Source organism: Pseudodesulfovibrio senegalensis (assembly GCF_008830225.1).
Lineage (GTDB): Bacteria > Desulfobacterota > Desulfovibrionia > Desulfovibrionales > Desulfovibrionaceae > Pseudodesulfovibrio > Pseudodesulfovibrio senegalensis.
The window spans coordinates 213514-227537 of record NZ_WAIE01000001.1 but is presented as its reverse complement, the minus strand read 5'-3'; the positions used below and the strand labels follow the sequence as shown (position 1 = coordinate 227537).

Sequence of the window (14024 nt, the reverse complement as noted above, 5' to 3'; positions counted from 1 at the left end):
AAACGAGTCTATCCGGAAAGGGACGCACCGGGCATGACGACAAGACGCACCCGGCTTTCCCGGCTGTCTTCCAGCAACTCGGAAGGCATCTCGACGGATTCCGGCACGATGACAGTCCCGTCAAACCCCCGCAGCGTGCCGGGGGGCAAATCCTCCCCGGCGCAATAACGCACGTTGCCGCAGTCGAAACGGTGTTCCTCCTCGCGTCCCAACGCCAGGACAGGTCCCTTGAGTTCGCCCTGACCGAGCAGGAACCGCACTGCGCCGAGATATTCATCCCGGTTCAGGGGCTTGCGCACAAGGGCGTCCGCCCCCATGGCGCAGACTGCGTCATCGGCAGAAGTGTCCACCGTGGCCACCAGCACCGGAATCGAGGCCAGCAGGGAATCGCCGCGTATCCGGCTCACGGCCTCCAAACCGCCCATGCCGGGCATGAGCAGGTCCATGCTGATGAGGTCGGGGCGCAGCTGCCGGGCCTTTTTCAGGCCGTCCTCACCGCTGGCCGCGGTTTCCACGGCATAGCCCGCGTCCCGCAGGATGGCCCCGAGCAATTGCAGCATGGCCGGGTCATCATCCACCACCAGCACGGTATGCAACGGGCCATCGGTTTCGGAATCGCAAACGCCCGCCATACGTGTTGCGGGCAGGGCCACATGCATGACGGTCCCGTTTCCGGGTTCGGATTCCGCCCAGATGTGGCCGCGGTAACGCTCGACGATCTGGCGGCTGATGGCCAGCCCCAGGCCGGAACCGCCCTGCGGGGTCCTGAGCGTGTCTCCCTCGTTGGCCTGCTGGAACTTGTCGAAAATCATGTCGATGTGGTCGGCAGAGATACCAATTCCCGTATCCCGGACCTGCACGTGCGCGAAACCGCGCGCATCCACGTCCCCCTGGATGGTCACACTACCGTATTCCGTAAACTTGGCCGCATTGTTGAGCAGGTTGATGAAGACCTGCTGCATGCGGTCCGGGTCCACATGAACGATCGGCAGTCCGTCCAATGCTCCCAGCACGAGTTCCACATGCGGCTTTTCCGCAAACTGGCCGCTCACGGCATCCGCGGCATGCCGAATGAGCTCCGGCAGGGGTACGTCCTGATCACGCCATGAGACCTTGCCGGTTTCAATGCGGCTCAGGTCGAGCACATCGTTGATCAGCCGCGTGAGCCGGGCGCCCTCGCTGTTGATGATCTCAAGGTTGGATCGTATGCGCTCCGCCTTGCTGCGGCTCTTTGCATCATCGGCCCTCGGAACGAACTCGCGGCAAAAATCCCGCCCGATAAGGCGGGAAAAACCGAGCAGCGACGTGAGCGGGGTTCGCAACTCGTGGGAAACCGTTGAAAGAAAATTGGACTTCATTTCGTCCAGTTCCCTGAGGCGGCGGTTGGCACGCTGCAATTCGCGCGTCTTGCTGACCAGCACCTTGGTACGCTCGCGAACGGCTTGCTCAAGGTCGGCATTGAAGGAAAAGAGTTCTTCCTCGGCCTGCTTGCGTTGACTGATATCCGAAACAATGCAGACGATCTCGCCCAGACGGGTCCGGTATTCGCGGATCTGGAGGCAACGGCCGTCGGTCAACCGTTGCTCGAACGGCTCGCCGGGGTTGGCGTGCAGGCGCATGCGGTGTTCCAGCCATGCCTCCTCGTCGCCCACGGCATCGCGATACATGCCGCGCGCCACGTTGCAGCGCAGGATATCCCGAAAACGGTCGCCCGGGCCGAACATGTCCAGCGTGCCCCTTTCAATGTCCATGTAATTGCTGTTGCACAGCACCAGCCGGTCCTGTTGGTCATACAGGGCAAAACCGTCGGGAATGCTTTCAATGGCCTCCAACAGTCTGTCGCTGGCAACGGCGGCCTCCTTTTCCAGGCTGTTGACCATCCTGTCCATGCGCTCGGCCATGCCGTTGAGCGTGTCGCCAAGCCTGCCGAACTCATCCGGGGAATCAATATCCACGCGGGTGCCCATGTTGCCGAGGCTCAACTCGTTTGCGGCCCGGGAAAGCAACAGCACATTCTTGCCGAGAGACCGGTACAGCATGCGGTAAATGAAAACGGCGAGCACAAGGCACAACAGCAGGGCAAAACCCACGGCACCCACGGCAATCCCCATGGCCTCGTCAATATGGTTGCGCGCTCCCCGGACCTGACCGGTGGTGGCTTTCACCAAGCGGTCGACCACGGGCTCCACGCGTTCCATCTGCCTGTCGAACACGGCCATGCACCGAATAAGCTCTTCCTCGGCTTCGTGCGCCTGGGACAGGCCGGACTGCAGCCGGGCAAACATGGCGGCCAGTTCCTTCCGGTCCTGCGGATCCATGATCGCGTCCCTGTTCACTGCGGCGTGGATGCCCGCCAGCAGCGACCGGGCCGTTTTCATGTCCTCGAGCTTGCGGATAAGGGCAAAACGCAGAACCACATGCCGAAAGTTGCGGAACAGGACCAGCATCTCATCCTTTTCCAATGCGGCAAGCCGCTCTTCGGCCCGGTTGGCCAATGCCTCCATACGCGCACGAAGGCCTGTCTCTTCATGCCCCAGCTGGGTGGCGATGCGCACGCCGCGTTCAAACGCGTCGGAATAATCGGCCACGGCCATGGTGATGACCTCCACGCTCCGGTCAGCAGCCGACACTTCCAGCCCGGAACGCTCGACACGGTGCAAGGCATCCTGCAGCAGCCGGCTGTCATGCATGACCGAATCCAAGGCAACGCGACAGGGCGTTGCGTGACGGTTGCGGGCTTCAGTAAGGCCGACAGTGGGCCAGGAATGAAAGAAATCCTTTTCGGAACGGTGGGCGCGGAGCAGGCCGCCCCGCACCTGCAGGGCAAGACGCTGCACCTGCACGGTGTGCTGTATGACATCGTCGGTGCGGGCCCACAGGTAATCGAGGGCCACCACGGCAACCAGACCCACGAAAAAAACCAGAGCCAACATGGCTCCGCTGGCCACGGACAACTTGCCCACGACCCCCAGACCGCCCCACCGGCGGCGAATAAAATCGTTCATTGACCGAACTCTCCCTGACCGGGCAAAATGGAATACCCGGCCCCTCCGTATCTCGACCTGCGGTTTATCGTGATTACGGGTAAAAATCCACTGCAAGTCTTGCGTTGCTTAACACCCTGCCATACAAGGATTATCAATGAGAAACATTCCCCCTCCGGCTGGAGGGAATACGCACAATTCACTTGCCTTTGAGCCCGGCCTGCATTAGTCATTCATACACATGAATGTAACGAACGCGGCTTTGGCCCGTTTTCCCATCATGCCCTGCCGAACGACAATCATCCTCATACAGGAGAGCAAATAATCATGTGTGGAATCGCCAGTTTCCTGAGCAATGATCATTGGCGCAAAAAAACGGAAACCACGTGGGTCGCCGCACTTGCCACGCGCTTTGCCGATGCTGCGGCACAAAACGCGCCCACCGCTGCCGCCCCCCTGCTGGACGAGCTCGCATCTTCCTTCAAACAGCTCATGAGCTTCGGGTTGCACCACGCCCTGCTTGCCGAACCCGAGACCCTGGCCGCGCTGGAAACCATGCGCGACGCCATACGCACCCTGCGCACCAATGTGGCTGTACGCCTCGAACAGGACGTGCGCACCGACGAACTGGAGGGGCTTCTCGAACGGCTTGAGGACTACCTGTGGCAGATCGACCGCGAAGTTCTGGACAACGTGGTTCGCGTGACAGGCATCATGCCCGCGCCTCTGGCAAAAAACACCGAGGCCCTGCACCGCCATTTTCTGGCCTGGGGGCTGGAACAGGTGCTGGAAAGCATCGACAAGCTCGAGGTGCGCGGCCGCGATTCCGCAGGAATCGCCGTGACCTTCATCCTGCCCGAAAACGCCGACCCGGTGGCCACGCTCACCCCGGTGCTTGCCGCGGAGCTGGACGAACGCACCGCCATCCAGAACGCGTCCGACCGTCACATTCTCGTTCGCAAGCTTGATGACGGCAGGACCGCCTGCCGCTTCCTGTACAAGGTGGCCCAGCTCGTGGGCCAGCTGGGCGACAACGGCGCGGCCCTGCGTGCCTCGATCCGCGAGGACGAGCTGCTCTGGTCCATGGCTGCGGGAATGGACGTGCTGAACATCATCGCCCATACGCGCTGGGCCTCCAACGGCATCATCAGCGTGCCCAACTGCCACCCGGTGGACGGGCTGGTGGAAGGCGACGTGAGCACCGGGCTGGACAAGACCATGTTCGTGCTCAACGGCGACGTGGACAACTACCGCACGCTGGTGCAGCAATGCGTCATCCCCAAGGGCGCGGCCATTGCATCGGCCATCTCCACGGACGCCAAGATCCTGCCCGTGCTTTTCCATCTGGATGCGCCGGAAAACGGCGATTCCGAGGTGCGTTTCCGCAACGTGCTCCAGCGCTGCGAAGGCTCGCTGGCCGTAATCATGCAAAATCTTTCGGATTTCGACAGCCAGTTCCTGGCCCAGAAAGGCAGCGGCCAGAGCTTCTACGTGGGCAACACGCTGGATGGCTGGGTCGTGGCCTCCGAAGCCTACGGGCTGGCCGCCCGCTGCCGCAGCTCTTACCCCATCGCCGTGCATCACCACGGCGGGGTCAGCGTGGTGCTTTCCAGTTCGGACAGCGAGGCCATGCCTGCGGCCCGCTATCTGGATACGGGCGAAACCGTGGACCTGGCAGAAGAATCCATTGAAATATTCTCGCGCGACATTTTCCGGGGTGAATACGCCCACTACATTGAAAAGGAAATGCACGACGCGTCCGAGTCCGTTCGCAACACCCTGTACGGCAAATACCTCAAGTCCGACGGCAAGGTGCAGTTCCTGGCCGAAGGCTTCGGCAACGGCCCGGCCCTGCGCCAGCGCCTGCTGGACAAGGAGAACCCGGTCCGCCGCATCGTCACCGTGGGACAGGGAACAGCCGCCATTGCCGCCCAGGGCATGGGCCACCTGCTCAAACGCGCCTTGGGCAAAACCGGCATCAGCATCGAAAGCTACACCGGCTCGGAGCTGATCGGGTTCATGGGCGACGAACGCATGGACGACGTGCTGCTCATCCCGGTTTCCCAGTCCGGCACCACCACGGACACCAACCGCGTGGTGGACCTTTGCCGCGACCGGGGGGCATGGGTCAACGCCGTGGTCAACCGCCGCAACTCGCCGCTGGTCAAGAAATCGGACTCCCACTGCTACACTTCCAACGGACGCGACGTGGAAATGGCCGTGGCCTCCACCAAGGCGTTCTATTCCCAGATAGCCGCGGGCAAACTGCTCTCCCTGTGGATGGCCGCCGAACTCGGCACCATGGATGACAGGGAATTGCTGGAAGACCTCAAAGCGCTTGAATCCCTGCCCGACGCCATCGAATCGGTGCTGGCGAACAAGGAGGCCATCGGTGCGGTGGCCCGGGCACACGCCCCCAACAACCGCTACTGGGCGCTGGTGGGCAACGGTTCCAACTGCATCGCCGCGCAGGAAGTGCGCATCAAGCTCTCGGAGCTGTGCTACAAATCCATCCCCTGCGACGTGACCGAAGACAAAAAACACATAGACCTCTCCACCGAGCCGTTGACACTGGTCATGGCCGCGGACCTGCCCGAAATGGTGGTCATGGACACAGTCAAGGAAACCACCATTTTCAAGGCCCACAACGGCCAGCCCATCGTGTTCTGCGCCGAGGATGAAACACGGTTCGACGGCATTGCCCAGGCCACCATCAAGGTGCCCCGCGTTGGCGGCGGCCTCGACTTCGTTACAGAAACCGTGGCCGGACACTGGTGGGGCATTGCCGCGGCCAAGGCCATTGACGAACAGGCCGAACCGTTCCGCAAGGCCCGCATCCTGCTGGCAAAAATGATAGAAACACCGCAGATCTGGGACCGCAACCAACTGCTCACGGCGCTGAACGCAGCCATTGAACGCTGCGCAGCCGGGGCAACGGATTCGGCCCTGCCTGCCAGCGTGGCGGCCTCGCTGGCCAACTACATGCTCTGGCTCTGCACCCAGCCCGCCAGCATAGGCGCACCCGACGCCCGGCTCGACGACATCCTGAACATCCTGAACAAGGCCATCGAAGAGATGACCCGCCCCATCGACACCATCCGGCATCAGGCCAAAACGGTTACGGTGGGCATTTCACGGCCTCAGGGATAGTGTTGCTGTGGGATGACAATAAAGTTGTTAACTTGACAATATAGTTGTTAACCTAACAATAAAGTTGTTAACTGAAACCGCTTCTGGTAGGTTCAAAACAATGAACCAACCAGGAGCGGTTTTTCATGGCCAGAAAAAACAACTCTCCGACAGAGGTCACATTCCAGCGATGGATCAAGGACGGTCGCGGTTCCGGCAACGGACGCGACTACAAACCGTGGCTGACAGTAAGGGATGTCGCCTCCCAAGGCCGCTCACACAGGGTTTTCGGGCACAAGTCCCAGCGAACCCATCATCTCTTTTCCGATCTTGAACTGGCTGTCTTCCTTATCCTTGACTGGCAGCCCGACATTCTCGACATCCGGGAACAATTCTGCCTCCAACGAGAAATCACCCTTGAACTGGCCGAAGCATACAACATTCGGCACCCGGCCATCGGTAACGTCGTTCAATTCATGACATCCGATTTTCTGGTCAATTCTTCCCGCTCGGGAAAAACGAAATTCGCCCTGCAAGCCAAATATTCCGGCGACCTTGAAAGGAACCGCGTGATCGAAAAGCTGGAACTGGAACGAAGATATTGGCAACGAAAGGATGTCCCGTGGGCCTTGATCACAGAAAAGGAAATTCCGTCCACCGTCTTTCAAAACATCAATTGGCTCTACCCTGCCCAAGCCGAAGAAATCCCCGAAGCTGACTTGGCCCAACGGATCAACTTCTACTCCCACCACCTTTCCAAAAGTAACGACACAACGCTGATAGACTTGGCCAAATCCCTCGATGTTTCCTATGACCTCCCAGCCGGGCAATCCTTGCGTGAAATGCGCCAGTTGTTTGCGCAACGCTTTTTCACATTCAATATTCATACTCCATTCCAAAAATTGACCCCGGCCGGAGTCGTCCAGACCGATGCAACCGCCATACGGGAGACACTTCATGTTCAAAATAAATGAAGTTCTGAGTTACGATGGCAAACAATTCAGAGTTCTTTCCTTACTTGGAGAGCAACTCGTCTGGATTGACATAAATGACTCCAGGGCCTTCCCCACGCTCGTTTTCACTCAAGACCTGCAGCTTGCCATTGAAAACGAGACCCTCACACGTACGGAAGACCCTTTTGCAGACCAAGCCTTCGCCTCCCCCGAGCCTGGGAGTGCAAATCAGACAAGGCGCGACAAAAACTACGGAATCATACGGAATATAATTGAAGATCCGGAATTTCACGATGCCAAAATCCGAGCCGCAAGAATCAAAACGGTGTTGGCGACTCAAAAAATATCAAAACCACACGTTTACAAACTGTTGCGAAGATATTGGCAGCGAGGGCAAACACCCAACGCCCTGCTCCCGGATTACAAAAACTCGGGAGCCAAAGGGAAAAAACGTAACGCCAACAAAAACAAGCTTGGTAGGCCCCGAGAGCACACACCCGGGGTGGGAGCGATCATTGACGAACAAACGGAACGCCTGTTCAGGATCGCGATAGATCGGCACCTGCTCAAGGACAGGGGATGCAGTTTTCCATATGCACACAGACGCTTCAAAACCCTCTATGAAAACTATTTTCCAGACATCCCCGAATCAGAAATGCCCACAATACGGCAAATGCGCTATTTTTATGAACGGGAATATGGACTGGTAAAAAAACTAAAAAAACGAACACCCAAAATCGAATACAACAAGGATGTCCGCCAACTCACTTCAACGGCGAATGCCAACACACTCGGTCCCGGATCCCGCTATGAAATAGATGCCACTATCGCTGATATATACCTTGTTTCAGACAGCGACAGACGCGACATTGTCGGCCGCCCTGTCATCTATTTCGTCAAGGACGTGTTCAGCAGAATGATTGCAGGACTCTATGTCGGATTCGAAAATCCATCCTACGCTGCGGCTATCCAGTCCCTTTCCGTGGCAATGACCGACAAGGTTCAGTTCTGCAAGGAGTATGGCTTCGACATCTCAGATGAGGATTGGCCCACTGTGGGGCTGCCGGATGCAATACTTGCCGATCGGGGCGAACTGCTGGGCCATCAGATAGAGTCGCTGGAAAGCTGCTTTTCCGTACGAATAGAGAACACGCCCCCTTACCGGGGCGATGCAAAAGGCATTGTTGAACGCAGCTTCAAGACCATTCAGGCCGAATTCAAACCTTTTGCCCCCGGAGTCGTGGGCAAAACGCTGGTAAAAAAACGAGGCGGAAAAGACTACCGGCTTGATGCCAAGCTTTCCGTTACGGAATTCAAGAAAATCATTATTTCTTCGGTCCTGACGCATAACCGATTTGATGTGCTCGACAAGTATGACCGCGAGCCTGACATGCCGCCGGACTTGCCCATGACGCCTCTTTCCATTTGGAACTGGGGCATCCAGCACAGGACAGGAAGACTGCGGAACGCTCCGGAAGAAGCCATTCGCATCAGCCTGCTCCCTCGTACCAAAGCCACAATCTCGGATCTCGGATTATCCGTCTTTGGCGTATACTACACGTCCCCGGAAATCATTGAACACGGGTGGCTTCACCGTGCTAAGGAAGTACGTAGACCTGTCGGCCTCACGACTGCATACGATCCTGCCAGCGCGGATACGGTTTACCTTTTCCCGACAAAGGAAACCGGCGAATACTGGCCCTGTCGACTTACACCGCGTTCAAGGGAATTTGCCGGGGCTTCCTTCTGGGACGTGTGGCGGACAAAAAAAGAACAGAAAAAAGCCGTTGCAAAAAGCCGTCTGCAAAAAGAGGCCGAACAACGAAAACATGAGGAATTTGTCGCTGAAACAATTCGACAGGCAGAGAAGAGAAGTCCACACACAAGTGATGCTCCCGATGCCGAACGCATTCGAGGAATTCGACCCAATAAAGAAACCGAAAAGCAAAAGGAACGACACCCCTTAAACGCTCCGGCGAAGCAGATTTCGGCACCCGCTGGCAAAACCATTCCCTTCAAAGGGGTCGAACAGGAAAGCTACGAATATCCGGACTTCATTGATGAACTTTTTGGCGACGAGGATACATAAATGGCTTTACCTCCCAACATGGTAAGCGCGATTTACCGAAAACAAACCGTTCCTCAATATCGTGGGAACCCACTGATCGAAGCTTTGCCGCCCATAATGTCCCAAAAGGACCTCAAGGCCGGCCTTACGGGAGAGGTGCAGTTCGATCCTCGCGACATCTTTGCCTCAGGCCGGGACCGGGCACACATGACCGCATCCCTGTTGGACGATTTCTTTCAGCCCCTGTCCGCGCATCTCCAATTGGAGGAACGAGTCTCCATCATGATCAGGATGGGCTATGTAGGTCGCAATCTGGACGATGGTTCCTTCAACACGCACATGCAAAACGGCTATGAACGGGTCATGACCGGCGACATAAATGCTTGCCGTTTCCATCAGGCAAAATCCACAGCCTCCAGCCTGACACTCATCGGTTGCTCGGGAAGTGGCAAAAGCACCACCCTGAACAGGATCCTTGCCACGTATCCCCAAGTAATCTTTCATGAAGAACGCAACTTCACCCAACTTACATATCTCAAGGTGGACTGCCCGCATGACGGCTCGCTGAAGAACCTGTGCATACAATTCTTCCGGAGTTTGGACCGCGTGCTGCACACGAACTACGAGATCAAATACACACGAAAGCGGCATGGAGTAGAAACACTTCTTGCGCTCATGAGTCAGGTTGCCAATGCGCACGCCATAGGTGTTCTCGTAATCGACGAAATCCAACATCTCAGCCGCAAGCGTTCGGGCGGCGTGGACAAAATGCTCAATTTCTTTGTCACGCTGGTGAACACTATTGGTCTGCCGGTCATTTTCGTCGGGACTCCCAAGGCACGGCCCATCTTTGAAAGGGATTTGCGTTCCGGAAGACGGGGAGCAGGCCTTGGGGCATTGCTCTGGGAACCGATGAAAGCGCCAAATCCTACGATCGACCATGCAACCGGACAACCCAGAAAAACCGAATGGACGGCCTTCAGCGACAAACTGTGGCGTTACCAATGGCTGCAGAAACGCGACGAGATCATGAGCGATGAGATTCGCGACTGCTGGTACGACCTGTCGCAGGGAGTGCTTGATATTGTGGTCAAACTCTTTGTGCTCGCCCAACTCCGGGCCATAACAACCGGTGTGGAACGAATAACGACAGGACTCCTGAAAAAGGTCTATGAAGACGAACTGGGCCCGGTTCACCCCATGCTGGCGGCACTGCGTTCCGGTGACCCGGAAAAAATCGCCAGATTCTCCGACCTGATCATCCCGGACATAGACACAAAAATGCTTACGCTGACAGCTTCAATCAAGCCGCCAAGATCTTTGGATAACGAAACGGAACTGTTCAGGGACAACCCGCAAGCTCTTCGCCTACACAACCTGTTGGTTGGCATGGATTGCGAAGAACGCAAAATAGTACCGCTGGTAAAGAAAATCCTTCAAGACCAACCGCACTTAAAAACAAAAGACATGGTCGCCATTGTTCTGGACTGGTATGAATCTTCGGAAAAAACTCAACCAAAAGCCAAAGGCAAATCCATCCCCAAAAACAAATGGCATACGCTGGATTCGGATGATCTCAGGTTCATGCACTCTCAGGCGCAATCGAGCACCTATGAGTACTTCAAACAAAACTCCATGATCTTTGATCTGGAGCAGTGGGTAAGCAATACGGGATAGCTCCATGCTCAACTTTCCGGTACCATATCCTGATGAGCTGCTTTACAGCACTGTGGCCCGGGCCGGGGTGCGGTTTGGAATAACGAGTCCCAAACAATTGCTGGATGAAATCTTCGGCAACAGAAAAGTCATCGCAACGGTAGACCTTCCCTCTCACCTTGAAACTGTTGCCGGGCATTATCCGATCACCTTGGGCCTCACCGCAGAAGCATTGGCCTATAGGCACACTCTGCTGCCGCTCTATGCTCCCTTTGTGCCGGAAACGAGAAGACGACAAATCCTTAAGCAAATGGCCACCCATTCCAAAGGAGCAATACATGTGGCATTGGGAGTTGCCGCTTCACGAATCAAACAAAATCGTTTTCTCAAAGTATGCCCAGCATGCCTGAAACAACAACGGCAAAAACATGGAGAATGTTATTGGAAACGCCAGTGGCAGGCTGCAGGCTGTAACTTCTGTCCCGAACACGGCCCCTTGGTGGAAACGCAGCACAGATTTCGTAACTATCACCGTCATGCATTTATCGCCTTGAATCCTGACACCCCACTGCTCCCATATCAAAATACCCCTCCGCCTCCGGATAAACGTATTGAACGCAGGGTTCTCGAACTCCTCACCCTCCTTCCCTTCCGGTCCCCGAAACTTGAACAATGGGGACTTTTCTACAAAAAACTATCGCACGACAACGGCATCACCCGAGGCAACAAAGTCAACCATGATCAGCTCCGGCAGAAAGTCATATCCGCATGGACCTCAGGCAGCCTGAGCCAACTCGGAATCGTGATCAACAACAGCCAATCGAACTGGCTACGCATGATCGTACGAAAACACCGCAAGGCATTCAGTTACCTTGAACACATCATCGTGCTGGAAGCACTGCTGGGATCAAGCTGGGAATTTACGGATATTCTCAACAGGGTCAAAAAACAGGTCCGCCCGAAACAGGTACAAAAAAAGGGTTCAAACAAGGTCATTGACCTCGACGAGCTCAATAAAAAACGAGCGGCATGGCTTGAAACCCTCAAAAAAATGGGAACGAGAGCGGGAAGACTCGCCGGTAAAGATTATTTGTATACGTGGCTTTACAGAAACGATCGAAGCTGGTTAATGCAAAACAATAAAAGATATCGGAAAACAACTCGATCCGAAAACAAAAGAATAGACTGGCAAGCACGGGATCTGGAGATTCTTGAAAAGCTGAAGGGCATAAGAGCTGTCGTTGAAAAAAAGCCGAATTCTCCAAGGCGAACGAAAAATTGGTACTGCGCACAAACTGGCTGCACCCTGTACGCAAAGAAATTTCACAAGCTCCCACTGTCGGCCGCTTTTCTTGATCGGATCCACGAAAGCGTTGCTGATTACCAGATACGACGCATCAGGCTTACACTGCAAAAGCGCGACTCAACGCAAGGGACAATGACGTTTTACAAACTGCTGCGACTTTCTGGATTAAACGAAGATCGATTGAAACCGAAAACACGGGAATTCATCCGACACACCCTCGAAATGCCATGAACAACTTCAGATTTCCCCAATTTGATGGTGACGTAACCATTGCCGGCATCAGACATTTTTTCAGGTACAACGACAGCTCTCAGTGGCACGTTGATATCGATACTGATCCTCCTCAACAGAAGTCGCATCTAACCACGTCCAATGCATCCATCTTGGCAAGAAAAAGGGTGCTCAACCCTACCCGTAGTTATAAGGAGGCGGGTTATCCCATAGCCTTCACATGGCCAGAACCGCATAAATGGCGCGTAAAACGAATCGGCGATTGCCCGATTCCCGGCTACACCCATAGGCCGGATGCCAGCCAATTTTGCTTTGCACTTATTCATGGCAACCTGTTGGTATATCTTCCGCAATTTGAACTCGCTCGCACTCTTTTTTTCCATGACTCATATCTGTGCAACACGGCAATGGAATCGGACTGCTTGGACACGGAGTTCTACATAGAGCGAGATAGCAACGGGGCGCGAATCCTAATAATGCCTTCATCCGGATTCTCCCTGACGCACTTTGCCGACCCTGTGTATAGAAAAAACCTCAGCTGGATTCTACTGGATGCAGAAGCACACAAATCATACAAAAGTATCTGCACAAAACAACGGCAACACGGTGAATCACGAACAAACTACCGAATCTGGAATTTCCAATTTGATCCACCTCCGATGCAGGGAACCCGGCTGGAAGTGCGTGGGCATCTCGACCGCGACGAAGGCTGTCTGTTTGTGTACGAAATCAAGGCAATCGGCAATCTTCGTGCCGACGTCCCTGCCGACATACAAATGATACACCCTGACCATACTGTCACAAAAATTGGCGAAGGGCATGGGACGTACTCCAAAACCATGGAAACCAGTGAAACATACGCCATTCATGATGGTGCAGCAGCCAGAATGAGTTTGCACCAAACTCTCATCGCCGCCCCAACCGTGACAATCGAATTCAACAAGGCCTTCAAGGTCGACGCTGTTCCCGCACGTCAGAAAACATGTATCTCCTGTGACCCCAGGCAGGAAGAGAACACGGAAACCATCTCGGTAAGCATGGAAGAAGCCACCGCCGGGCAAGGACTGCGCGCCGCCAATTGGAATGACCTTGAAGACGCCACGGACGACACATATCTCTTTGCAAACAAATTCAAATGCTTCTTTTCCATGGTGGACGTGCTTGCCAACACTTATGACTGCACGATCACGACATCCGGCATTCGAAAACTCCCCAAAGTACCACGTTGCAAAAAACATCTCCTCAAAACAGATGGCAATCCACGATGTATGGCCGTGGTGCAACTGGAAACAAAAGGTAACACACGGTATCTGCTCGAAGTGGACACCTCGGACGCGGGCAAAGCTCTCTCCACACAAATTCTCTCGGTTCGGAATCCTTCCTCTTGGGAAGCGGATCTCGACAATCTGGAACGTGAGTTGATTCGATCCTCGCTACGCTGGCCAAAAGACATTCTGGCCGAAATCTGCGGCAACGGACGCTTCAAAGGTATCACGCATCCGCACTCGCCAATACGCAATAGAAGCGTACTGAATCCCGAATCTATAGATGGATGGGCGGCGAGGGTTTATCGAGGGATGATGAGGCTTTGATAAGAGGAATCATATTTCTAAACTAGATACGCGGCAGTGAACGATAAATCAATGCCGTACAGCCCGTTCGGGTACTTCTGAGCTACCTGGGTAATCCCCCATTTC

The 14024-nt window shown here is 55.3% G+C and carries 7 protein-coding genes; 6 read left to right on the top strand and 1 reads right to left on the bottom strand.

What is annotated here, in order from left to right; translation table 11 throughout:
* Positions 1-8 precede the first annotated feature (8 nt).
* A complete protein-coding gene (locus F8A88_RS01015) occupies positions 9-3005 on the bottom strand; it encodes an ATP-binding protein (protein ID WP_151149077.1) in 2997 nt (998 codons plus the stop codon).
* A gap of 306 nt (positions 3006-3311) precedes the next feature.
* On the opposite strand from F8A88_RS01015, the gene F8A88_RS01010 reads away from it, so the two are divergent.
* The 6 genes from F8A88_RS01010 to F8A88_RS00985 all read left to right on the top strand — a co-directional run bounded on the left by F8A88_RS01010 (position 3312) and on the right by F8A88_RS00985 (position 13919).
* Complete coding sequence (locus F8A88_RS01010; RefSeq protein WP_151149076.1) at positions 3312-6134, top strand: SIS domain-containing protein; 2823 nt, start codon at positions 3312-3314, stop codon at positions 6132-6134.
* 125 nt (positions 6135-6259) lie between these two features.
* Positions 6260-7087, top strand: a complete 828-nt coding sequence (locus tag F8A88_RS01005; RefSeq protein WP_151149075.1) for a TnsA endonuclease N-terminal domain-containing protein — start codon at positions 6260-6262, stop codon at positions 7085-7087.
* Positions 7071-9155 (top strand): DDE-type integrase/transposase/recombinase, encoded by a 2085-nt coding sequence (locus F8A88_RS01000; RefSeq protein ID WP_151149074.1) that lies wholly within the window; start codon positions 7071-7073, stop codon positions 9153-9155. Before F8A88_RS01005 ends, F8A88_RS01000 begins: the two co-directional genes overlap by 17 nt.
* A 96-nt stretch (positions 9156-9251) precedes the next feature.
* Positions 9252-10811 carry an AAA family ATPase gene (locus F8A88_RS00995; RefSeq protein WP_241667299.1) on the top strand — a complete coding sequence of 520 codons (1560 nt, stop codon included), beginning with the start codon at positions 9252-9254 and terminating at the stop codon, positions 10809-10811.
* A 4-nt stretch (positions 10812-10815) separates the two neighbouring features.
* Entirely contained in the window at positions 10816-12327 is a 1512-nt protein-coding gene (locus tag F8A88_RS00990) for a TnsD family Tn7-like transposition protein (RefSeq protein WP_151149072.1), read from the top strand.
* Positions 12324-13919 (top strand): Tn7-like element transposition protein TnsE, encoded by a 1596-nt coding sequence (locus tag F8A88_RS00985; RefSeq protein ID WP_151149071.1) that lies wholly within the window; start codon positions 12324-12326, stop codon positions 13917-13919. Before F8A88_RS00990 ends, F8A88_RS00985 begins: the two co-directional genes overlap by 4 nt.
* Positions 13920-14024 lie beyond the last annotated feature (105 nt).

What these genes read in the sequence shown, in the direction of transcription:
- F8A88_RS01015 (WP_151149077.1), bottom strand. Translation starts at nt 3,005, where the DNA reads ATGAACGATTTTATTCGCCGCCGGTGGGGCGGTCTGGGGGTCGTGGGC.
- F8A88_RS01010 (WP_151149076.1), top strand. Translation starts at nt 3,312, where the DNA reads ATGTGTGGAATCGCCAGTTTCCTGAGCAATGATCATTGGCGCAAAAAA.
- F8A88_RS01005 (WP_151149075.1), top strand. Translation starts at nt 6,260, where the DNA reads ATGGCCAGAAAAAACAACTCTCCGACAGAGGTCACATTCCAGCGATGG.
- F8A88_RS01000 (WP_151149074.1), top strand. Translation starts at nt 7,071, where the DNA reads ATGTTCAAAATAAATGAAGTTCTGAGTTACGATGGCAAACAATTCAGA.
- F8A88_RS00995 (WP_241667299.1), top strand. Translation starts at nt 9,252, where the DNA reads ATGTCCCAAAAGGACCTCAAGGCCGGCCTTACGGGAGAGGTGCAGTTC.
- F8A88_RS00990 (WP_151149072.1), top strand. Translation starts at nt 10,816, where the DNA reads ATGCTCAACTTTCCGGTACCATATCCTGATGAGCTGCTTTACAGCACT.
- F8A88_RS00985 (WP_151149071.1), top strand. Translation starts at nt 12,324, where the DNA reads ATGAACAACTTCAGATTTCCCCAATTTGATGGTGACGTAACCATTGCC.